Consider the following 22,018-nt stretch of genomic DNA (forward strand, 5'->3'; position numbering starts at 1 on the left):
TGCGCTCATGTATGGTCCGGCCAAAGTGCGCAGAGCATGGTCGATCTGACATGTGGCCGGTGCAGAAAGACATGGTTCGGCTGACACGAGGTGGGGCGAGCATGGAAGGACCAACCCCTCCTGACGAAGGACCATCATGACCACCTATGATCTTGCTTTGATTGGCTTTGGCGGCGTAAACCGGACCCTGGCCGAGCTGATCCACACCCGTGGCGACTCCCTCGAAGCCGAACTGGGCTTCGGTTTGAGAATTGTTGCCATCACCGATCTCCGGCTGGGTTCGCTGGTGCAGCCTGAAGGTATCGACCTCGCCGTTGCGCTGGGGCTCACCGGTGTCGGGGCGTCGTTCGCCCAGCATGGTGGCTCCGCAGTGCCCGATAATGAGGGGGTCATCAAGACCTGCTCGGCGGACATCGTCGTCGAGGCCACTTTCACAAACCCCGACGACGGCGAACCCGCCGTTTCGCACGTGCGCTGGGCTTTGGAAGCGGGCAAGCACGTGTGCACCACCAACAAGGGACCGGTGGCGCTGCGGGGCCGCGAACTGTCTGAGTTGGCACGCCGGCAGGGAGTGCACTTCGAGTTCGAGGGTTCCGTCATGAGCGGGACTCCCGTCATCCGGCTGGCCAAACAAATGTTCAGCGGGCTGCGCCTTGGCGGGTTCGAAGGGATCATGAACGGGACCAGCAACTACGTCCTGGGCCGTATGGAAGCGGGGCTCGGCCTGCAGGAAGCCGTCCGGGAAGCCCAGGATCTGGGTTACGCCGAAGCCAACCCGAGCGCCGACATCGAGGGCTTCGACGTGCAGCTCAAAGTGCTGATACTGGCCAACGAGCTCCTCGACGCCGGCCTGGAACTCCGCGATATCGTCCGCCAGGGAATCTCCTCCGTGACGGTCCAGGACGTCCGCCAGGCCTCACTGGACGGAAAGCGCTGGAAACTGGTGGGCTCCGCCCGCCGTAACGCTGACGGCTCGGTGACAGCCGGCGTCGCGCCCGTTGCCTTGCCTCTGGATCACGGCCTGGCCGGGGTTTCAGGGGCCACCAACGCGGTTGCCTTCACCACCGATCTCCTAGGGCAGGTCACCGTCTCCGGCCCCGGCGCCGGCCGGGTGGAAACCGCCTATGCCCTGCTCTCGGACATCATTGCCATGCACGCGGGGATGACCACCCAGGCTTCATCGTCCAAGGTCGTGGCAAATGCGTAGCGCCGTGGCTCAACGCCTTCCCGTCGGATACCTCACTGTCACCAGTCCGTTCGAGGGCGGAACAGTAGGAAGCGTGAGCGTCACCCCGGCGACCGGGGTAGAGGCCGTTCTGGAGAAGGCCCGTCGCGGCGCCAAGCTGGCAGGCGGTCTCTCCCGCGCAGCCCGGGCAGCCATTCTGGCCGGTGCCGCTGCAGCGATTGAGCTTCGCAGTGAAGAATTCGCCCGCACCATCGTTGCCGAAGCCGGCAAAACTATCCGCCAGGCCCGCAAGGAAGTGGTGCGTGCCGTCAACACCCTTCAGCTCTCAGCCGCGGAGGCAAAAAGCAACGCCGGCGAGGTCATTCCGTTCGATTCCTATGCGGGCTCGGAGAACCGCACCGGCTGGTTCAGCAGGGAGCCGCTGGGAATCATCGCCGCCATTACGCCCTTCAACGATCCGCTGAACCTCGTGGCCCACAAGATCGGTCCAGCCATTGCAGGCGGTAATTCAGTGATCCTGAAGCCGTCAGCTTTGACTCCACTCTCCGCCCAACTCCTCGTCGACGCCCTCATCGAAGCAGGCCTGCCGCCGGAGGTAATCACAGTGGTGAACGGAGGACGGGAGGTGGTTGCCGCCGTCGTCCGATCACGGGATGTACGGATGGTGTCCTTCACCGGCGGGTTCTCCACAGGGGAGGCCATTGCGCGGGAGGCCGGGCTGAAAAAGCTGTCCATGGACCTGGGCGGAAACGCTCCCAATCTGGTGCTGGCTGATGCCAACGTCCAGGATGCCGTCGACGCCTGCGTTTCAGGGGCTTTCTGGGCGGCCGGCCAGAACTGCGTGGGGGTCCAGCGGATCCTCGTCCAGCGGCCCGTTTATGAGGAATTCCGCAGCAGCTTCCTCGCCGCCACCAGCGTCCTTGTGACCGGCAACCCGCTCGAGGAAGCCACCGATGTCGGGCCCATGATTACCCAAGACGCCTTGCATCAGGTCCAGTTGAAGGTCGACGACGCCGTTGCTGCCGGCGCCGTACTCCTGATAGGCAACCGCGCGGAGGGCAATGTATTGGAGCCCACCGTCCTGGAACAGGTCCCGCTGGATGCCCGGCTCTGGCAGGAGGAGGTTTTTGCGCCCGTGGTGATGCTCCAACCGTTCGATTCCCTGGACGAAGCATTGGAACTGGCCAACGCGATCGAATTCAGCCTGCATGCAGGTATTTTCACCAACTCCCTGGCTTCGGCAATGGAGGCGGCGCGGCGCTTGGAGGCCGGCGGCGTGATGATCAACGACTCCTCCGACTACAGGTTTGACGGCATGCCGTTCGGCGGCTCCAAATACGGGAGCATGGGCCGGGAAGGCGTGCGGTTTGCCTACGAGGAAATGACGCAGCCCAAGGTGGTGTGCATCAGGAACTGACGGGCGGAGCGGCGGTTCCGGCGCTGGGCTGGCCTGTTTCGGGTTGGCCGGCGCCGGGACGGCGGATCACAGTGGAAAGCGTCAGTGCCGTCACGGTGTCATTGACCCCGGGAAGGCTGGCGATCTGCTCCCAGATGACCTGGATCCTGTCCAGCGACCGCGCCTCAAGGCGAACCAGCAGGTCGAAGTCGCCGCTGAGGACGTCGCACAGCACCACTTCGGGAATGGTGCGAAGAGCCGCGAGGACGTCGGCACCCCGCATCCGGTCTTTGCGATACACCAGCAGCATGGCCGAAACCACGTGCTGGCCGGGCGCTCCGGCAACCACCGTGTACCCCTGGATGTGCCCGCGGCGCTCCAGGCGGCTGATCCGCTGCCTGACGGCGTTGCGGGACAAAAGGACACGCTGGGCAAGTTCAGCGTGGGAAATCCTGGCATTTTTTGTCAGCTCGGCGATGATCGCCTCATCGATGTGGTCGATCGTGTATTGCTCCACACTTGCCTTTCGCAACCGGCCGACGCCGCTGGGGCCGGACGAACATCAACGGACCAGGTCCGCTTGGGGCACCCGAGTAAAGGATAGTCCCTGCAGCGCTACGTACCGACGTCGTCTGGCGCTTAAGATGTCCCTGCAGTTCAGGTGGTTATCCAGTAGCGCAATTTGAGCTTTGTCCCGCTTTCCTGGCCGAGGAGAGCTTCCGGAACGCCACCGCGGCTTTCGATCACGCGCCGGGAGGCGACGTTGTCGGCGTCACAGGTGAGCAGCGCTTCGCCGATCCCAAGGTTCCGGGCTTCGATCAAGGCCAGGTCCAGGATCTGCCCTGCGAAACCGTTCCTCCGGAATCTTGGGCGTACCGAGTAGCCAATATGACCCCCTACCAAGCGCAGTGAAGGATTGAGGTGATGGCGTATGAGACCCGACCGACTATCTGGCCTCCCACGTCAGCGACCAGAAGCGTTTCAGGAACATGATTCTCGGACAGATCGATCCCGTGAAGAAGACGTCCCTTTTTGTGCAGAAAATCGGCCCAGTCCATGTCGGGCTCATAACCATGGAGAAATTCAAAGCCTTCAAGGGCGAGTTCTTCATGAGCCTGCGCTGCCTCATGCACATCGTGAAGTGTGAGCCGGCGAAGTTCCATGACAAGAGACACTACCGTCTATCCGCCGATCATGAATGGGACGGGTTGAAAAGGCGCTCGGACCATCCGAACCGACCGCACGCCGTCGTCGATTCTCACCGCCCCGTCGGTGAGAAACCCATTCTTTCGGTAGAAAGCTTGGGCGCGCGGGTTAGGGTCGGCGACCCAGAGTTCAGCAGGTGCTGAGCGGTCGATGACTGTGTCGAGGAGCGCCGTACCCACCCCCGAACCATGGAAGGCGGCATAGGTGTAGAGGAGGTGCAACTGCTGTAGCCCCTCGGCGTCGTCAAGGGAGGGCCCTGACATTGCAATGCCTATCAACGATTTCCGGCTGGTCCTTGGCGACGGCGGCCACAGCCCGAACCATGCCGGCGCATTGCTCCCTGACGCGCTCAGATGGATTTGGCGGTAATTCGCTGGCATCTGGCACAAGCATCTGTTAGAGCCCTGTAATCCGTTGGCTATGCTCGAAACGTGACTTCCGATACCGCTACGGCGCTGAACCCCCACCGGGTCCAGCGCCGTACAGTCTTAATTCTTAGCCTGGCCCAGCTTCTCAGCGGGATAGGCAGTGGCGCAAGCCTGTCCGTGGGCTCCCTCCTCGCCGTCCAGCTCTCCGGTTCTAACGCCTGGGCAGGTTCAGTCACCACCATTACTACCCTGGCGGCTGCGATTGCCGCCATGCCGCTGGCGGGCCTCGCCGAACGACGCGGCCGTCGGGTTGGGCTGGTATCTGGTGTGCTGTGCGGAATGCTGGGGGCAATTCTGGTAATCGTGGCAACGGTATCAGGGTTCTTTCCCATACTCCTGGCCGGAGCCGCCCTCCTGGGACTTGCCACCGCTGCCAACCTTCAGGCCAGATTTGCTGCGGTTGACCTGGCGGAAGCCGAGCACCGGGGACGTTCCCTTGCCATTGTCGTCTGGGCTGTCACCGCCGGTGCGGTGGCCGGCCCCAATCTGATCAAGCCTGGCGCTGTAGTGGGGGAGGCGATGGGCCTGCCAGGCATCGTTGGACCCTTTGTTTTCTCGGCAGCGGGACTCGCGTTGGCGGCCGTCCTGCTCCTAATCGGCCTCCGCCCGGATCCACTGCTCCACGCCCTGGCCATCAGACAGGCAGCGGACGGAGTGGCGGATACAGCGACACGGGGTCCCCGTCGGGGCTCGCTTCGCAGGGGTCTGGCCGCCATCCGATCATCGCCACGCGCTGGTTTGGCATTGCTGGCCATCGTTGCAGCGCACGCCTGCATGGTCGCCGTCATGTCCATGACACCGCTGCATCTGCAACTGCTCAGCGAAGGACCACTTGCTTCCCAGAGTGCAGGTCACGTCGACACCGCCAGCACAGACGTCTTTGTGCTGATCGGCTTCACCATTTCCCTGCACATCGCAGGGATGTATGCGCTGTCTCCTGTGATGGGATGGCTAACTGATCGTTTTGGCATGGTTCCGACAATCGTCTTCGGGCACGGACTGATCCTGGCAGCGGCGTGCTGTGCAGGGTTTGGCGCCGGAGAGGCCATCAACGTCACAACAGGCTTGGTGCTCCTGGGACTAGGCTGGTCTGCCGCGACCATCGCCGGTTCCACGATGCTGGCCGAAAGTGTAAGTCTCGATCACCGGGTTCTGGTCCAAGGCGTCTCGGACATGCTGATGGGTGCTGCCGGAGCTGTTGGCGGCGGTTTCTCCGGCCTGGTCATGAGTTGGATCGGCTATCAGGGACTTAACCTTGTTGCTGTGGCTATTGCCGCCTTCGTGTTGGCCGTAATGTTGACGTCGAAAATGCGCAGTGGACGCGCTCAGCTCCTCGACGGCCAGCTGAGTTAACCGGGATGAGCGCTGTGTCTCCAGCAGCGTCCCAGCGTTGTCCCTAAAGCAGCTCCAGACTCAACCGGTCCATGTCCAGGAAACTTTTCCGGTGTCGACGGCGGTCCCGCCTAACGTTGCCCCGCTGGGTGACCGTTCTGTGCTGATAGCCAGCGTTGGAGGTCTGCCATGAGCGCGATGGGTGCGTCGAGCTGTATGAGGTGTCCGGCTCCGGGGACCATGGTCAGCGTACTTCCGGGGATGGCGGCTTGCAGACGGCCCGCCCGGTCGGCCGGGATCCAGGTGTCGTCTTCTCCCCAAATGATGTGGGTGGGAGCGTTGACGGAGGCCAGGTGTGGTTCGAGTTCGTCCGTGTAGCGCTGATCGGCTTGGGCGATCTGCCGGTAGAAGGCGGCTTTGCCCTCATCGTCTGTCCATGGAGCGGCAAGCAACTCGGCATCGTCAGGACGTAGTCCGCTGTGGCTCGCGCCAGCGATGTAGGAGTCCAGTGCTCCTCGATGAATGGCTGCTGGGAGTTGCGCGAAGACGTCGGAGTTCTCCTTGACCAAGGTGAAGAAGGGCGATCCCCAGGGCCGGATTGCGACGACGTCCACCAGGCACAATGATGCGAAAGCGTGCCCGTGGAGGAGATGTGCCCGAAGTGACACGGCACCGCCGTAGTCGTGGGCGACGACATGTGGCCGGTCCAGCTCCCAATGCGTCAGAAGTGATGAGAAGGCACTCCCCTGCACGCCGAGGTCGACCTCATGGTCAGGTGCCTTCGAGGATGCTCCGTAACCTGGCATGTCCCAGAGGTAGACGGTGAAGTCACGAGCGAGGGCATGGGCGAATGGAACCCACAATGCCGAGGACCAGGGTGTGCCGTGGCAGAAAACGAGCGGCGGGCCGTCCCCGGTTGTCCCCCAGGCGATCTCACGGCCGCGCCACTTGAATGTTCGGTCAAGTATCACTCGTCCATGGTTGCAGACTCGGTCGTTATTGACCCGGGAGACTTGGGAACGAAGGGGCGGGGAGGTATGACCGCGGCGGAGGTCATCGAGGGGGAATGGCGTAGGCGGGCTAAACTCGACAGACGGCTGAAGGAGAATCTTGGGGAAATTATCTTGGCGGAAATGCGGCACGTGCGGCCGCCGCATTTCCGAGCATGACCGCGATGTCCGTTTCCAACTCCCGGACCCAGTCCTCCACACTCCTGAACAACATCGAGTCGAAGGAGCGTGGCTCAGCCATAAGGACCCGAATACTTCAATAATGATGCAGATCCCCGAGATGGGCGCCTTTGTCCGGGCACTCTTGCCGGTGTCCCTTACCGAAGGCCACAGTGTGCGGTTCGGTGTATGGGTGTCTGTGCATCCGGACGATGCGCAGAGGGCTGCTTCCGTTTGGTTGGAGCCGGAATACAAGGATCTGACACTGACCGGCTACTTAGCCAACAGGATCGAACCGTGGGGCCTTCTCGCTTCTCCCGTAGATCTTGCTGTGAGAAACGTAGATCACACACCCTATTGCGTGAGCAGCTCGAACATGGAGCTTGAAGAAGTGCTGACGAAATCCTGGCCCCACAGCATCCTTGCGTCGCTTCCCTAGCGCGGGTTTAAGCGACTTCCAGCATTCGTGGACGGGGAACCAGTAACCGGCATCCCGGGGAACATACCCGGGATGCCGGACGGAGCCCACAAAATACCTAGACAGAAGCCTCAGCGAGCTTCTTGTCGCTTGAACGGGCGCTGCGCTTGCCATTGGCAGCCGGTGCGGCGCCGGCTCGTTCTTCCACGGCCTGGGCGGCAATGTAGAGACCCTCACGGTTGAGGTTTCGCGAGTAGGAGGAATCCAGGTACAGAGTGGGGAACGAGTCCACCGAGTTCATCTCGGTGGCCTTGGCCAGAAGTGCCGGGTACAGATGTGGCTTCACCGGACCTGCCCCGCCGCCGAAGACATACGCGACCTCCGTGGTCGCACCAACGACGGCCAGAACGCGGCCGAACCGCTCGGTAACTTCCTTGGCAAAGAACCGCATCTCTTCATCGACGAACTGAGCGACCTTGTCGTAGAAGTTACGCTTCAACGGCGACGCTCCGGCCTGCAGGTACTCGGCCAACTGCTTCCGGGAAGTGAAGCCATGCGAGAAGCCCTGGTCCTCCATCGCTTTGAGCGCGTCGTTAAGAACCGAACCGTAACCTCGGTTGTGCGTGGTCGAGGCGTCGGCGTTGAACTCTCCGGCGGTGAAGACAGGAAAATTCACTGTCCCTTCACCGACATCGATGCCGACAGTGTGCTCGGCTGCAAGCACGTCAGCAGATGTGATGCCCACCAGTGACAGGCCTCTGCGGCGGACATCAGCGAGCATGGCGTCCATCAACGGCTCACCCTTGGCAGTGATGGCATACTGAGCCGATGCACCCTCGGGGATCACCTGTACATCCACGAATTCAAGCTTCACGGTGACCGGGGTCTCGAAGTTATGCACGGTGACCGTATGCGTGCCGCTCGTGAACTCAGCTGCGTAGCTAGTGCGGTGTGAGATGTACTCGTTGATCGGCAGCGCAAGTGCTACCCGGGCCTCCACACTTATGGTTTCGATAGCCGGCGGCAATCCGCCGTGCTGACGCACGTAGTCACGCAGGGCCTTGGCGGCGAAAGCACCCATGACCAGAACCTTGCTCAGCTCCTGCTGGGCCTTGCTGCGACGGCCCACCACGTCGAACTCATCAAAGGCACCTTGGGCGCTCAGGGCACGCAGGCCGAAGAGCCTGCGGTGATGATTGCTGACCAGAGGGGAGATGAAGCTGACGTCCAGCTCATTGTAGAAGTTGCCTTCCATCTTCGCTGGGGCTTCATTGTCTGGGGTCGGCAGAGCGTTCGGGCGGGTGATCGTTGACACGCCGCTTGGCAGGTCGATCTCGTCCACCTTGGCGGCACCTGATGCACCGGCGCCGCGGATGAGGCCTTTGACATAGCCGTTGCCAACGTCGATGCCACCGGTGAGATTGATCGAAATGGTCATGAATGTGATCCCTTCGTGGAGTGTTTTGTGGTTACTGAGTTGCCATACAAGAGAAAGTGCGGGGAGTTGTTACGGATTAGCGCAGCATCGAGAAAATGTCGTTGACTTCAACGGCAGAAGGCTGCTCCGCTTCAGGGCTGGTCGAGGAGGAAGTTTTGATGTCGTCCTGTTGTGGTGCAGGCTTCTGAACCAGTGTCGGGGCTGCCAGGGCGATGCCGAGGATCTCGGGTTCGGTCTTTGTCTGCTGGCTGAGATCCGGATCCTCAGACGCGGCGGGTGTCGCCACCTGCTGACCCAACGCAGCCGGCGCCGCTGCCGTTTCTGCATTCCGCTGTGTGCGTGTCGATTCCTCTTCGGGACCAACAGGACGCTCCCGCGTGGGAAGCTGCGAAACTGGCCGGTTAACGACATCGACGTAGCCAAGGCGCTCGATGCTCTCACGGATCAGCATCCGAATAGACAGTGATGGGTTGTCCTGCAAATTCATCCACTCCAGCACAGCCTCATCGGCTGCGGGGACGCTCAAGCGGAATCGCTGCGGCGGCGGTTTCACAGTTGTTACAGCAGAAGTTTTTGCCGTTTTCTTAGCAGCGGCCTTCGCTTTTGGTGCTGCCACTTTGCTCTGAAGATTGGCCATGGACCCTCCCCCTCTCTTTCTCCGTTTAACAAAAGTTCATGATGAGACTCTGGCTAAACCCCACGTTCGCGGCTATTAACCCACATATGACCCGTCTCCCGGTCAATTCTGGTCAGGAACAACCCAACCTTAGCCCGCAATTTATGGTGCAACTTACCCGTCACTGCAACTGATCCTTGCACCTCGGCGCAGCGGTTTCTTTTTTGTTGGTATCTGCCCGTAGAACTAATGTTGTCCACATGAGTGCAGAACGAAAAGCCAGCCGCCACGCCCAAGAATTTCGGTGGCACCAGATTAACCTCCAGTTACCGGAGACAGAAGCTGCTATTCGTGACCTCAGGGCCCTCAGGGAGGCGGTTGACCAGCTCCTCATCGAAGCTGTCGTTCGAGCCCACGACGAAGGAATGAGCCCGGCAAGCCTTGCTGAATCGCTAGGATTTACCAAACATGTCGCAGCAGAGCGACCCTCCCCTGAAATCCTGAACCCTCCATTAGCACGTCCTTCTGGTCGCCGTGGCATTCATTTTGAGCCAATGCCCTAATTGAGTGGAAAACTACTGGAATCACAACACTGCCTTTCATGGTGAGCTGGTCGCACGCGTCACGGCCGCAGGCGGGCGTGTTCTCGACGTTGGCTGCGGCGACGGCCTCCTACTCCAGTAGACAACGGTCGTTTTCCCACGGCGCCCCTCACACTGGCGTACGCTGGCGCAGTGAACAGTGAGAGCCGGGTGCCGGTTGAGGAGCGCCTCTATGTGACGGCGCCAGGCGAGCAGTCCGACGTCGAACCTATGCCGGCGGGCGATCTCACCGAAGGTGTGGTGCGGGTGGGCGCCACTATCCGCCGCCCCCATCAGCTGCAAAGCTTTGCCGTGGCTGACTACCTGGACTGGCTGGAGGATGCCGGCTTTGACGGCGCTCCACGGTTCCTGGGCAGGGACGCCGAGGGCCGGGACGTCCTGACCTTCCTTCAGGGGCAATGCGCCGGGGCGCAACCCGAAAGGTGGGTCCAATCGGAGCAGCTGCTGGCTTCGGTGGGCCGACTGACCCGCAGCCTTCACGAAGCCTCAAAGGGATTTGTCCCCGATGCGCATCCCTTCCCGCCTCGCCCTGTCAGGCAGGATCCAGCGGAACTCGTCTGCCACTTGGATGTCACACCCCAGAACATCGTGGTGCGCAAGGGTATGGCCGTTGGCTTGGTGGATTTCGATCTCGCCGGCCCCAGCTTTGCTCTCAAGGACGCCTTCAATACAGCCATGCACTGGGTGCCGCTCCGCGACCCCGCAGACGCGTGGCCCGGCTGGGAAGGAACTGATCCCTTCCGCCGCCTCCGGATTTTCGCCGACGCCTACGGCTGGGCGGCTGAAGAACGACGGCGGGTTCCCGCCGTGGGGATCGACGCCGTCAGGTTGTCGTACGAGCGGATGGAACATAACGCCCGGATCCTGGGAGGCGGGTGGAAGCGGATGTGGGATGACGGCGTCGGCGGCCTTATTGAGCGCCGTGCGCTCTGGCTGGATGCCCACAGCGAACGTTTGCTCAGTTCCCTGATTGACGGCTAAGCCACGAGAAGCCAGCCGGAAAAGACCAATCCCTTGACTTTTTCCCGGTTCGGACGGTCAATGAAATTAGGTACGGCCGCAAAGGGGTTCCCATGGTTCATCCACATCCTTGGAGCCGGTTCGTTGCCTTGGGAGACTCTTTCACGGAAGGAGTCGGAGACCCGGAAGCGGAAAGCCCCGGCGGCCTTAGAGGCTGGGCCGACCGTGTCGCAGAAGAACTCAGTGTTGACCACCCTGATTTTGCCTACGCAAACCTCGCGGTAAGAGGGCGGCTCCTTCAGCAGATCATCAACGAGCAGTTGGAACCGGCGCTGGCCCTGAATCCGGACCTGGTCACTCTCTCCGGGGGCGGGAACGATCTCGTCTTCCGCGCAAGCGACCCGGACCGCCTGGCGGAAAAACTGGATGAAGCGGTGGACAAGCTGAGCGCGACTGGTGCGACGGTGGTGCTGTTCACAGGCCCTGATTGGGGCGCAACCCCTGTATTCGGACTGGTTCGTGGAAAGATTGCGATCTTCAACGAGCATTTGCGGGCCATTGCTGTGCGCCACGACAGTATCATCGTAGACCTGTGGGCCCTGCGGCAGTTGAGGGATCACAGCATGTGGGATCCTGACCGCCTGCACTTCTCCCCGCTGGGCCACCATACGATTGCCGCCATGGTCCTGGATACTCTGAACGTTCCGCATTCTCTCGAACCCCTGGAGCCCAAGCCGCTTCCCAAGAGCTCTTGGCGTGGAGCCAGGACGGAGGACCTCGTGTGGGCACGGGAATACCTCGCACCGTGGATTCTCCGACGCCTGCGCCATCGGACCTACGAGGAGCGGGCCGCTAAACGGCCTGAACCCGGTCCCGTCTTCGGCACCGCGATGCCGGAGCACACCTCATCGAGCGGCGGCTCCTGAACCCTTGCCTGACCCGGTTGCGCCAGAGGCAGGATCAGGACACTTTTGCGTCCGCGATCTCAAGGACCTCATCCAGGATGGAGAGTCCCCTGTTGGCGTCCTCCGCCGAAATGTTCAGCGGCGGGACAACGTGGATGCGGTTGAAGTTGGCGAACGGGAGCAGTCCGCGCGTCCGGCAGGCTGCAATAAGTTCGTTCATTTCAGGGCTTGAGGCGCCGTAGGGCGCCAGCGGCTCGCGGGTCTGGCGGTCCTTGACGAGTTCAATGGCCCAGAAGGCACCGGTACCACGCACCTCGCCCACTGACTGGTGCTTCTCCTGCAGCGCGGCAAGTCCCGGGTCGAAGACGTGGGCCCCCAATTTCGCCGCATTCTCGACGATGCCTTCATCCCTCATGGCGTTGATTGTGGCCACAGCCGCCGCCGTAGCCAGTGGGTGGCCAGAATATGTCAATCCTCCAGGGTACGCCCGCTGCCCGAAAGTGGCCACGATCTCCGGAGAAATGGCTACGCCGCCCAGCGGGACGTAGCCTGAGTTCACACCCTTCGCAAACGTCAAGAGGTCAGGAACCACGTCAAAATGGTCGATCGCGAACCATTTTCCTGAACGTCCGAAACCGCACATCACTTCGTCTGCGATGTAGATGATGCCGTATTTGGTGGCCAGTTCCCGGACGCCCTGCAGGTAGCCCGGCGGCGGCACCATGATCCCGGCTGTCCCGGGGATCGATTCAAGAATGACTGCCGCGATAGTCGTCGGCCCCTCAAGCTGGATCATTGTCTCCAGATGCTCCAGTGCGCGCTGCGTTTCTTCCTCCGGCGTCGACGAATGGAACTGCGTGCGGTAGAGGAACGGCGCATGGAAATGGACCGTCCCGGCGTTGCCGTAGTCATTGGGGATGCGGCGGGGGTCGCCGGTCACGTTTACGGCAAGGGCTGTTCCACCGTGATAGGAACGGTAGGCAGAGAGCACTTTGTACTTCCCGGTGTGCAGCCTCGCCATGCGAATGGCATGTTCGACGGCGTCCGCCCCGCCGTTCGTGAAGAAAATCCTGTTGAGCTCCCCCGGGGTCAGCTCGGCGATGAGCCGTGCTGCTTCCGAACGGGCCTCGTTCACGAACTGGGGGGCAACGGTGCAGAGCTTGCCTGCCTGCTCCTGGATCGCGGCCACGACTTTCGGATGCTGGTGGCCGATATTGGTGTTGACCAGCTGTGAAGAGAAGTCCAGAAGCCGGTTGCCGTCCCCGTCCCACACATAGGAACCCGCGGCTCGCGTGATGGTCATCGGAGTGAGCGTTTCCTGGGCTGACCACGAGTGGAAAACGTGCTTGCGGTCGAGCTCGTAGGCACGCCGTCCGGCCGCAAGTTCTTCCTCGGGTATCTGCTGTTCGGTGGTTGCAGTCATGGTTCTCTCCTCAAGGACGGCGGGGAACGCTCCAGTGACTCACTCTACGTCGTCGCCGGCAGCACCAAAGGGATACTCTTCCTCGTCAATGGGAACACTGAGAGCCTGCTCGGCCAGGTCCGCTTCCGAAGCCCCAGCTGCCGCCTCAAACGCATGCTCCGGCCTTCTCCCCTCATGACCCGGTACAGCTGAAACATGCTGCTCCAGATAGTCGGCTTCGGGAGCCTCGGACGGAATCTGCGGTGACGTACTTTTTTCGGCCGGCTCCTGGGATTCGTCCGGCAAAGCCGGCAGCTGCTGTTCGACGAGATCCGCCTCCGGCACGTCACGTGGTGACGTTGTGCCCCTGTTTTCGCTGTCCATGATTGGTCCCTTCTCGAGAGCGTCATCCACTCAGAGCGGCCCTCCCCTACGGGTCACGAGGACCTATTAAAAAGCTACACCCGGTGCCCATTCCGTGCCTCTAAGCAGCCGTAAGGGACTATTGACAAGGGTTAGAATAAGCCATAGCGTAAGCCCGTTGCTCCGCGAAATAAACCGCAGAGCTTGGACTTTACGAAGGGAAAGCAATGAAGCTTCTTGAAACCAACGTGTCCCGCCGCAATGTGCTGGCCGGCCTTGGCGCCACCACCCTCGGTGTCATCACCCTCACCGCCTGCGGCTCAAGCGGTTCCGGTACTGCCTCGTCCGGCGGGGCCAAGAACTTCGTGATGACTGTGTGGGGCGGGGACCCGGACAAGGCTGCCTACCAGACCCGCCTGGACCTGGCGAAGGCGAAGTTCCCGGACTACAAGATCACGCTTCAGATCATCCCCAACAAGGACTACGCCCAGAAAGTCCAGACCATGATCTCCGGCGGAACGGGCCCGGACATCATGCAGGTGGCCGAGGACGCGAATGCCTACAGCTCCAAGAACCAGCTCCTGGCCCTTGATGAGTACATCTCCTCCTCCAAGCTGGACCTGAATGCCACCTTCGGTGCCGTCGCTGAAAACTGGAAGTACAAGGACAAGACCTACGCTGTCCCGGACCGCGCCGGGGCAATGATCCTCTATTACAACAAGGGTGAGTTCGAAAAGAAGGGCCTGGCCATTCCCACCGGCGACTGGACCTGGGACGATCTCCTCTCCACCGCGAAGGAGCTGACGGGCGACGGAGTCTACGGCTACGGCGGAACCGAATGGTGGCCCATCTGGATGTCCTTTGCCTACCAGAACGGCGGCAAGATCATCGACCCGGACAGCGGACGTCCCACTGTGGACACACCGGAGGTCATTGAAGCCCTGCAGTTCTGCCAGGACCTGATTTACAAGCACAAGGTGGTCCCGTCCAAGGTTGACTACGCCAACATGGGTGCCGGAGTAGGCGGGGACGCCGCGTTCGCTTCCGGCAAAGTGATGATGAACAGTACCGGCTTCTGGAACATCGGCAGCCTCGCCAAGCAGGACAAGATCAGCTGGGACGTTGCGCAGATCTGGCATGGCAAAGAGAAAGCCATTTCCGCCTTCGGCTCCGGACTGGCGATCTCCCGCAGCAGCAAGAACCCGGCAGATGCCTTCAAGATCATTGAGTTCATGACCTCCGCTGAAGGCCAGAAGCCAATCCTGGACCTTGGCCAGGACGTTCCCGCCCGCCAGGACCTGCAGAACAGCCCCGAATTCCTTAAGCCTTCCTGGCTGAAGGCTGACGTGAACATGGAAGTGTTCCCGGAGTCGACGCCGTCGATCTTCAAGCCGCCGTTCATCCCTGAGTGGAACGAAATGCAGAAGGCGATCACCGACGCCACCGCAGACTTCTGGCTCGGTAAGAGCGACGCTGCAGCCACTGCCGCGGATCTCCAGAAGCGCCTCGGTTCCATCGTCAAGACCCAGGCCTAATCCGGACCGCCATGACCACCCTGCAGCAAAAGAACCCGGCTCCGGCCCGCCCGCCGGAGCCGGCAGTCACCGGGATACCAGTCAAGCCCCGTCCCAGCAAAATGAGGCGCAAGGAAGCCCGGTTCTTCTGGCTTTTCATATCGCCGTGGATCTTCGGTTTTGTGGTCTTCCTCCTTGGCCCCATGCTGGCCTCCGTCTACCTCTCCTTCACCGACTGGGACTCCTTCACGGACCCCACCTGGGTGGGTTTCGGGAACTACGTGAAGCTCATCACCGAGGACACCGTCTTCCACAAGGCGCTTTGGAACACCCTCTACTTCGCGTTCTTCTCGGTGCCGCTCGGCATGGGCATCGCCCTGTGGCTCGCCGCGTTGCTGAACAAGAAGATGAAGGCGCGGAAGATCTTCCGCACACTGGTCTACTTGCCGCACCTGGTGCCGATTGTTGCCGTTGCCCTGATCTTCCAGATGATCCTGGCTCCGGACGCAGGGCCCCTCAACCGGGTCCTCGCGATGTTCGGGGTGGATGGCCCGGCGTGGCTCTTCGATTCAGAGTGGGTCAAGCCGGCCATCATCCTGCTCTCCCTATGGCAGGCCGGCGGGGCAACGGTTCTGCTGCTCGCCGGGATGAAGGGCATCCCCCAGGAGTTCTACGAGGCTGCGGAAATCGACGGCGCGTCATCGCTCAGGCAGTTCTGGAGCATCACGTTCCCGCAGCTGACTCCCATCATCTTCTTCAACCTGATCATGGGGATCATCGGCGCGTTCCAGGTCTTCGCCCAGGTGTACATCCTGACTCAGGGCGGACCGGACAACGCCAGCCAGATGCTGGTTCCACTGCTCTTCACCGAGGCATTCCGGAACTACCACATGGGGTACGCGTCAGCCATCTCGTGGCTGCTGTTCCTGATGGTCATGGCCCTGACGATTCTCGCTTTCTCGACGTCGCGCAAATGGGTTTTCTACGAGACGGAGGTCAAGAACTGATGGCTGAGCTCAAGGTGTACCAGAGCACCGCCTTTACCTACGCGGGGCTGATGGTTGCTTCCGCGGTGTTCTTCGCTCCCCTGGTCTTTGTGGTTTCCATCGCCCTCAGCAGCGACCAGACGGTGGGCACCGGGGCGTTCTCGTTGTTCCCCACCGAGTTCCGGTGGGAGAACTTCGTGCGGATTTTCCAGACGCAGCAGCCGGTGGGGAACTTTGTGGTGAACTCGGTGATCATCTCGGTGTTGTCCGCCGTCGGGCAGGTTTTCTCCTCGGCCCTGGTGGGCTATGCTTTCGCCCGGCTCCGGGCGAAAGGCAAGAACATCACCTTTATGATCATGCTCGCCACCATGATGATCCCCGCCCAGATCACCATGATTCCGCAGTTCATCCTGTTCAAGGAGCTCGGCTGGATCAACACATTCCTGCCGCTGATCATCCCCAACTTCTTCGGCAACGCCTACAACATCTTCCTCATCCGGCAGTTCGTTTCGAGGCTGCCAGTGGAAATGGACGAGGCCGCGATGGTGGATGGCCTGGGATACTTCGGCATCTTCCGACGGATCGTCCTGCCGATGATGATGCCGGTTCTGATCGCCATCGCCATCTTCACGCTCACCTGGACCTGGGGCGATTTCATGGGTCCGCTGATCTACCTCAATGAGGACACCAAAATGCCGTTGGCCCTCGGCGTGCAGTTACTCACCAGTACCAGCCAGGAGCTTCAGACCCCACCCTGGAACCTGGTGATGGTGGGAACCGTGTTCCTGTCGCTGCCGATGATCATCATTTACTACTTTGGTCAGAAGTACATGTATGAAATGAATATCTCAACGGGCAGTGCAGGCGTTAAGTAGTCATGGACAGCACCTCCGGAATCCCGCCCGCGGGAGGCTCTGGCCTCATCCGAACGCAGAAACAGGACATGAAAAAGAGAACGTCCAAGGACATCCGGAATGAGAGCCGCTTCGCCTTGCTGCGCGGGCTGTATTCCCTCCACACCGCCACGCGGCAGGAACTGGCGGCCGCCACGGAGCTCAGTTTCGCCACCATCGCCAACATCGTCGGCGAGCTTGTCGACGTCGGCGTTTTGGTGGAGGCGGGCCGGGAGGATTCCGGAGGCGGACGGCCTGTAACAAGGCTCAGGATTTCGCCAGACCGCGGCGCCCTGGTGGGGGTGGACATCGCGGAAACGTACATCCATGTGGATATTTACGATCTGGCCCTCGACGTCATCGGCCAGGCCGAGAGTGACCTGCCCATCGACGAGAACGACCCCTCGTCGCTGGCCAGGCGGGTCGCAGGCCTCGTTGAGCAGGCGGCGGCAGCGGCAGGCATTCCCCGGGAAGGAATTCTGCGGGTGGGCGTCAGCCTCCCGGGCCAGGTTGATCCCCAGCGCGGCGTCTCCGTATTTGCCCCCAACTGGGATTGGCATGAGGTCCGGATCCAGTCGCTTCTTTCGGAAGCGATCGGACTGCCGGTCGACGTCGACAATCCCCTCCGCGCTATCGCCATCGCTGAATTGTGGTTTGGTGCGGGACGCCTGGTGGACAACGTGGCAACGGTGAACCTGGGCACGGGCGTAGGCGCGGGTCTCGCCGTCGGCGGTGATCTGGTTCGCGGAACCAGCAACACAGCCGGCGAATGGGGCCACACAACCCTGATCTTTGGCGGACGGCTGTGCCGTTGCGGACGCCATGGCTGTGTGGAGGCGTACCTCGGTGTGCCCGGGCTCCAGATGACCATGGCTGAGGTCAATGCTTCCCATGACCTGCTGACCGGGGACCGCCAGCGGGAGTTTGTGTCCGACGTCGCCAAGGGCCTGGCCGAGGGAGATCCTGACTGCATCGAACTGCTGGAGGTGACGGGCCGTTACTTCGCCGCCGCCTTGGGAAACCTGATCAACTTCATCAATCCGGACCACGTGAGTGTCCTGGGATGGACCGCCAAAGTCCTTGGTCCCGAACTGCTCAAGGTCACCGCAAAACACTTGCCGAACGAGGTGCTCCCTAGCGCAGGGGCTGCCGTCCGCGTGGAACTGTCCACGGTGCCTGGAAACTCAGTCACCCTGGGCATGGCCACTTTTGCCCTCGAGGGATTCCTGGAGCAGGTGGGGTTGCCCAGCCGCGGGCCCACCAACAGGTTGACGGCATCCCGCAAACGATCGCCGGAGGTTGCTGGCGCATGAACCGCCCTTTCCTGGACCTGCCCGAGCGGGACTATGAGCTCTCCCCCTACACCGGCCTCACCCGTGAACACTGGGCAGGCTACGCCGACTTTCTCCTCCGCTCAGTCCATCAGCACGCCTCGGAAAGCCATGCGAACATCTACCTCCCCGGGCCGGCGAGCGCCTTCGGACGTTCCAGCGATTCGTTGGAAGCGTTCGCCCGGACTTTCCTCCTGGCGTCTTTCCGCATCGCCGGGGACCCCGAGGGCACGGCTTGGCTCACTGACTGGTATGCCACCGGGTTCGACGCCGGAACTGACCCGGCCTCCCCTGAACGGTGGCCAAGGCCTGACGAGCTGGGGCAGGCCAAGGTGGAGGCCGCTTCCCTGGCCGTAGGGCTTGCCCTCACCAGGGAACACCTTTGGGACAAGCTTCCGCAGCGGGTCCAGGAACAGACGATCGCCTGGTTCGAAACGGTGATCGGCGGAGATTACCCGCCCATCAACTGGGTCTGGTTCCAGATTGTGGTGGAGACCTTCCTTTCCAGTGTCGGCGGCCGTTCCTCTCAGGAGGACATCGACGCTGGCCTTGCCATCCATGACTCCCTGTACAAGGGCGGGGGCTGGTTCGCGGACGGCCCCGAACGCGCCTACGACCATTACGTAGGCTGGGCGTTCCAGGTCTACCCGCAGGTGTGGGCGCTGATGGCGCCCGATGATCCGCGCGTGATTGCCCGCAAGGCCATGGATGCTGAGCGCCTTGTTGAATTCCTCGACGACGCCGCCCACCTGGTAGGCGCCAACGGTGCCCCGCTCATCCAGGGGCGCAGCCTGATTTACCGCTTCGCCGCTGCAGCACCCTTTTGGGCAGGAGAGCTGGCCGGAAACACCGGGCTAGCTCCAGGGCTGAGCCGGCGTGCGGCCTCCGGGATGCTGGATTACTTTGTCCGCAACGGTGGGATCGATTCCAACGGCCTTCTGTCAGTCGGCTGGCATGGCGAATACCCCGGCATGAAGCAGAGCTACTCGGGGGCAGGCTCACCGTACTGGGCGTCCAAGGGAATGATGGGCCTGGCCCTCCCGGCAAACCACCAGGTGTGGAACGCCGTCGAGGAACCCTTGCCCGTGGAGGCCGGAAACACGCGCCGGATTATCGCGGCACCGGGCTGGAACGTCAGCGGTACGGTGGCGGACGGGGTGGTCCGCGCCGCCAACCACGGCACCGATCACGCCAATCAGGGGGATGCCACCACCGACTCCGCCCTCTATGCCCGCCTTGGTTACTCCACCCACAGCTTCCCGGACCTCTCCTCCGAATCTCCGGACAACGCCGTCGTCCTGGCGGATGCGACGGGCCGGCTGACGCACCGTACGGGGTTTGAAGCCCTGGGCACGCGTGACTCCGGGGTGGCCCTCATTGGCGCCTCGAGCTGGAACGCCAACTGGATCACTCCACCTGCGGATAACGGACGGGACCATGGCAGCGGGTTCCGCGGCGAGGTTACGGCCGGCCCCGAAGTGACTGTGGTGTCAGTTACCTGCGGAGCAGCGGAGGTAAGGATCGTGCGGCTGCGTGGTACTGCCGCCTCTTCCCCCGCAAAGCTGATGATGGGCGGCTGGCCGCTCGCGCCGTCGTCGGACCTGACCAGTGTTGTCCGTCCCCTGCCCGGCTTCCCGGCTCCGGTGGGCCGGGAGCTCGAAACCGGGACGTTCGTGCGGGATACACCGCAACCTATGGGCGACGGACTCCGGATTCCGTGGCTGGGAACTGTTGGTCCGGCGGTCGACGGACTCTACGCAGCCGTGGTGGCCTTCGGCGGCGAGGGGACCCTGAAGGCGGCCGACGCCGTTCGGTACGTTCCGGATGTTTCGAAAAACAAGACGGACGACGGCGGTGCACGCCTTGAACTCGCCCGCCTTGAGTTCGGTGACGGCACCGTAGTCCCACTCCATGAACTTGCCGATCTCTTGGCACCCTAAAACTTCTAAAAGGAATGAACATGTCTACTTTTGCTGTTGGCGCGCAGGACTTCCTGCTCGACGGCGAACCGTTCCGGGTGCTCTCCGGCGCCATCCACTACTTCCGGGTGCACCCCGATCTCTGGGCAGACCGCATCCATAAAGCGCGGCTCATGGGCCTGAACACCGTGGAGACCTACGTTCCCTGGAACGAGCATTCTCCCCGGCCCGGCGAGTTCCTGACCGAGGGGCAGCTGGATCTGGGCCGCTTCCTGGACCTGGTGGCGGCCGAGGGTATGAAGGCCATCGTCCGGCCCGGCCCGTTCATTTGCGCCGAGTGGGACAACGGCGGGCTGCCGGCCTGGCTTTTCCGCGACCCCACGGTGGGAATCCGGACCAGCGAGCCCGGCTACCTTGCCGCCGTCGACGCCTTCTTCAGGGCCTTGCTCCCTGCCGTCGTCGACCGGCAGATTTCCCGTGGCGGCCCCGTGATCATGCTGCAGATCGAAAATGAGTACGGGGCTTATGGCAACGACAAGGCCTATCTTCAGCACCTGGTGGATCTGGTGAAAGGCGGGGGCCTGGACGTTCCGCTGTTCAGTTGCGACCAGCCTGCGGGAACCATGATCGAGGACGGGTCGCTTCCGGAGCTCCTGAAGACGGCAACGTTCGGTTCCCGGGCGTCGGAGCGTCTGGCCACCCTGCGGAAGCACCAGCCCACCGGCCCGCTCATGTGCGCGGAGTTCTGGAACGGGTGGTTCGACAATTGGGGCACGCACCACCACCGGACCGACGCCGCTGCTGCCGCCGCCGAGCTGGACACACTCCTGGCTTCCGGGGCGTCCGTCAACATCTACATGTTCCATGGGGGGACCAACTTCGGCTTCACCAACGGCTCCAACGACAAAGGCATCTACGAGCCCACCATCACGTCGTACGACTATGACGCCCCGCTGAGCGAGGACGGTTTTCCCACCGCCAAGTACTTCGCGTTCCGGGATGTCATCGCCAAACACTTCCCGGTGCCGGAGGAAATTCCGGCTGTGCGTGCTGATGCTGCGGCCAGCTCTGTTTCAGTGACGGACTCGGTGGCCTTGCTGGACGTCTTGGAGATGCTCGGCTCGCCTCTTTCGGTTGACGGCCCGGCTCCGACCACTGAAGACGCCGAACACTACCGCGGGTTCTCCGTGTACACGGCAGCGGTGACTCGTGGTGGCGTACTTTCCGTGGCCGAAGTGCGGGACCGTGCGCAGGTGTTCCTGGATGGACGGTCTGTTGGTGTGCTCAGCCGGGACCACGGCGAGCGCGCCATCAGTCTGCCCGCCGGGGGTCTGCTTCAGGTGCTCGTGGAGGACCAGGGGCGCGTCAATTACGGCAAGCGGATCGGTGAGGTCAAGGGCCTGATCGCCCCTGTAACGCTCGACGGCGTGGAGCTGCTGGAGTGGGAAATCCGGCCTTTGGATTTCACCGAGGTTGGTTCCCTGCGGGCGGCGGCTGTGCCAGTGGGTAGGTTAGCGGACGCGGGTGTCGCGGGCCCGTCCGTTTCCTTTGCGGACTTTGACGCTGATGGCCCCGAAGACCGGTACCTCCGGCTGGACGGCTGGACGAAGGGAAACGCGTTCATCAACGGCTTCAACCTTGGCCGCTACTGGAGCCGGGGGCCACAACGGACGCTGTACATCCCGGCACCGCTGATCCACCCCGGGCGCAATGAGCTGGCCATCCTCGAACTGCACGGAAGCGCCACAGGGAAGGTGCAGTTCGTTACCGCCCCGGACCTGGGCCCGGACGAAAAATAAGCCCGCCCCTAGTGGTGACGCGTCGGCGTATGACGTGGAGCAAGTACAGGCCTCTCTGACAGGTAGAAGAACAAGTACCGGCTACGCGTGACACTTTACGGAGGCCGATCGTAGGCTCGACTACACGCGGGGCACCGTCCTGGCAACGAAAACGG

At 62.1% G+C, this 22,018-nt stretch carries 22 protein-coding genes; 13 read left to right on the plus strand and 9 right to left on the minus strand.

Annotation, left to right across the window (positions count from 1 at the left end):
- The first annotated feature begins 136 nt into the window (after nt 1-136).
- Together M1E05_RS00395 and M1E05_RS00400 are read left to right on the plus strand one after the other, a co-directional pair.
- Nucleotides 137-1,207 carry a homoserine dehydrogenase gene (locus M1E05_RS00395; protein ID WP_458112711.1) on the plus strand — a complete coding sequence of 357 codons (1,071 nt, stop codon included), beginning with the start codon at nt 137-139 and terminating at the stop codon, nt 1,205-1,207.
- Nucleotides 1,200-2,603 (plus strand): aldehyde dehydrogenase family protein, encoded by a 1,404-nt coding sequence (locus tag M1E05_RS00400; RefSeq protein WP_461164099.1) that lies wholly within the window; start codon nt 1,200-1,202, stop codon nt 2,601-2,603. The genes M1E05_RS00395 and M1E05_RS00400 overlap by 8 nt, the downstream gene beginning before the upstream one ends.
- On the opposite strand, the gene M1E05_RS00405 is transcribed toward M1E05_RS00400, so the two are convergent.
- The 4 genes from M1E05_RS00405 to M1E05_RS00420 all read right to left on the minus strand — a co-directional run bounded on the left by M1E05_RS00405 (nt 2,593) and on the right by M1E05_RS00420 (nt 4,051).
- Nucleotides 2,593-3,099 (minus strand): Lrp/AsnC family transcriptional regulator, encoded by a 507-nt coding sequence (locus tag M1E05_RS00405; protein WP_458112709.1) that lies wholly within the window; start codon nt 3,097-3,099, stop codon nt 2,593-2,595. The genes M1E05_RS00400 and M1E05_RS00405 overlap by 11 nt on opposite strands.
- Nucleotides 3,100-3,239: 140 nt before the next feature.
- Nucleotides 3,240-3,485 carry a GNAT family N-acetyltransferase gene (locus M1E05_RS00410; RefSeq protein ID WP_461164100.1) on the minus strand — a complete coding sequence of 82 codons (246 nt, stop codon included), beginning with the start codon at nt 3,483-3,485 and terminating at the stop codon, nt 3,240-3,242.
- Nucleotides 3,479-3,745 (minus strand): hypothetical protein, encoded by a 267-nt coding sequence (locus M1E05_RS00415; protein ID WP_461164101.1) that lies wholly within the window; start codon nt 3,743-3,745, stop codon nt 3,479-3,481. The genes M1E05_RS00410 and M1E05_RS00415 overlap by 7 nt, the downstream gene beginning before the upstream one ends.
- Nucleotides 3,746-3,763: 18 nt before the next feature.
- Nucleotides 3,764-4,051 (minus strand): GNAT family N-acetyltransferase, encoded by a 288-nt coding sequence (locus M1E05_RS00420; protein ID WP_461164102.1) that lies wholly within the window; start codon nt 4,049-4,051, stop codon nt 3,764-3,766.
- 168 nt (nt 4,052-4,219) lie between these two features.
- On the opposite strand from M1E05_RS00420, the gene M1E05_RS00425 reads away from it, so the two are divergent.
- Complete coding sequence (locus tag M1E05_RS00425) at nt 4,220-5,569, plus strand: MFS transporter (protein WP_461164103.1); 1,350 nt, start codon at nt 4,220-4,222, stop codon at nt 5,567-5,569.
- Nucleotides 5,570-5,679: 110 nt separating this feature from the next.
- Here the strand turns inward: M1E05_RS00425 and M1E05_RS00430 are convergent, their stop codons facing one another.
- Complete coding sequence (locus M1E05_RS00430; RefSeq protein WP_461164104.1) at nt 5,680-6,519, minus strand: alpha/beta fold hydrolase; 840 nt, start codon at nt 6,517-6,519, stop codon at nt 5,680-5,682.
- A gap of 139 nt (nt 6,520-6,658) precedes the next feature.
- Between M1E05_RS00430 and M1E05_RS00435 the strand changes: the two genes are divergently transcribed.
- Nucleotides 6,659-7,156: a DUF2199 domain-containing protein gene (locus M1E05_RS00435; RefSeq protein ID WP_461164105.1), complete on the plus strand. Its 498-nt coding sequence runs from the start codon at nt 6,659-6,661 to the stop codon at nt 7,154-7,156.
- Nucleotides 7,157-7,253: 97 nt separating this feature from the next.
- Here the strand turns inward: M1E05_RS00435 and M1E05_RS00440 are convergent, their stop codons facing one another.
- Nucleotides 7,254-8,573, minus strand: coding sequence for a ParM/StbA family protein (locus M1E05_RS00440; protein WP_461164106.1), 1,320 nt, complete (start codon nt 8,571-8,573; stop codon nt 7,254-7,256).
- A gap of 76 nt (nt 8,574-8,649) precedes the next feature.
- A complete protein-coding gene (locus tag M1E05_RS00445) occupies nt 8,650-9,210 on the minus strand; it encodes a hypothetical protein (RefSeq protein WP_461164107.1) in 561 nt (186 codons plus the stop codon).
- A 546-nt stretch (nt 9,211-9,756) separates the two neighbouring features.
- On the opposite strand from M1E05_RS00445, the gene M1E05_RS00450 reads away from it, so the two are divergent.
- From M1E05_RS00450 to M1E05_RS00460, 3 genes are all read left to right on the plus strand, one after another.
- Entirely contained in the window at nt 9,757-9,873 is a 117-nt protein-coding gene (locus tag M1E05_RS00450) for a methionine biosynthesis protein MetW (RefSeq protein ID WP_461164108.1), read from the plus strand.
- Between the two features lie 50 nt (nt 9,874-9,923).
- Nucleotides 9,924-10,772: a phosphotransferase gene (locus M1E05_RS00455; RefSeq protein WP_461164109.1), complete on the plus strand. Its 849-nt coding sequence runs from the start codon at nt 9,924-9,926 to the stop codon at nt 10,770-10,772.
- 92 nt (nt 10,773-10,864) lie between these two features.
- On the plus strand, nt 10,865-11,677 hold the full coding sequence (locus M1E05_RS00460; RefSeq protein ID WP_461164110.1) for an SGNH/GDSL hydrolase family protein: 813 nt from the start codon (nt 10,865-10,867) through the stop codon (nt 11,675-11,677).
- 34 nt (nt 11,678-11,711) lie between these two features.
- Here the strand turns inward: M1E05_RS00460 and M1E05_RS00465 are convergent, their stop codons facing one another.
- Both M1E05_RS00465 and M1E05_RS00470 read right to left on the minus strand, forming a co-directional pair.
- Complete coding sequence (locus M1E05_RS00465; RefSeq protein WP_461164111.1) at nt 11,712-13,079, minus strand: aminotransferase class III-fold pyridoxal phosphate-dependent enzyme; 1,368 nt, start codon at nt 13,077-13,079, stop codon at nt 11,712-11,714.
- Nucleotides 13,080-13,118: 39 nt separating this feature from the next.
- Nucleotides 13,119-13,442 carry a hypothetical protein gene (locus M1E05_RS00470; RefSeq protein ID WP_458112698.1) on the minus strand — a complete coding sequence of 108 codons (324 nt, stop codon included), beginning with the start codon at nt 13,440-13,442 and terminating at the stop codon, nt 13,119-13,121.
- Between the two features lie 206 nt (nt 13,443-13,648).
- On the opposite strand from M1E05_RS00470, the gene M1E05_RS00475 reads away from it, so the two are divergent.
- From M1E05_RS00475 to M1E05_RS00500, 6 genes are all read left to right on the plus strand, one after another.
- Complete coding sequence (locus M1E05_RS00475; protein ID WP_461164112.1) at nt 13,649-14,956, plus strand: ABC transporter substrate-binding protein; 1,308 nt, start codon at nt 13,649-13,651, stop codon at nt 14,954-14,956.
- A gap of 11 nt (nt 14,957-14,967) precedes the next feature.
- Entirely contained in the window at nt 14,968-15,942 is a 975-nt protein-coding gene (locus tag M1E05_RS00480) for a carbohydrate ABC transporter permease (protein WP_458112696.1), read from the plus strand.
- Nucleotides 15,942-16,796: a carbohydrate ABC transporter permease gene (locus tag M1E05_RS00485; protein WP_247041417.1), complete on the plus strand. Its 855-nt coding sequence runs from the start codon at nt 15,942-15,944 to the stop codon at nt 16,794-16,796. Before M1E05_RS00480 ends, M1E05_RS00485 begins: the two co-directional genes overlap by 1 nt.
- Nucleotides 16,797-16,864: 68 nt before the next feature.
- Complete coding sequence (locus tag M1E05_RS00490) at nt 16,865-18,127, plus strand: ROK family transcriptional regulator (protein WP_461164113.1); 1,263 nt, start codon at nt 16,865-16,867, stop codon at nt 18,125-18,127.
- The gene (locus M1E05_RS00495; protein WP_461164114.1) at nt 18,124-20,085 is read left to right on the plus strand and encodes a DUF2264 domain-containing protein; all 1,962 of its coding nucleotides are present in this window, start codon (nt 18,124-18,126) and stop codon (nt 20,083-20,085) included. The genes M1E05_RS00490 and M1E05_RS00495 overlap by 4 nt, the downstream gene beginning before the upstream one ends.
- 20 nt (nt 20,086-20,105) lie before the next feature.
- Nucleotides 20,106-21,863, plus strand: coding sequence for a glycoside hydrolase family 35 protein (locus M1E05_RS00500; protein ID WP_461164115.1), 1,758 nt, complete (start codon nt 20,106-20,108; stop codon nt 21,861-21,863).
- Nucleotides 21,864-22,018: the final 155 nt, after the last annotated feature.

Source organism: Arthrobacter sp. R4-81, assembly GCF_054792365.1.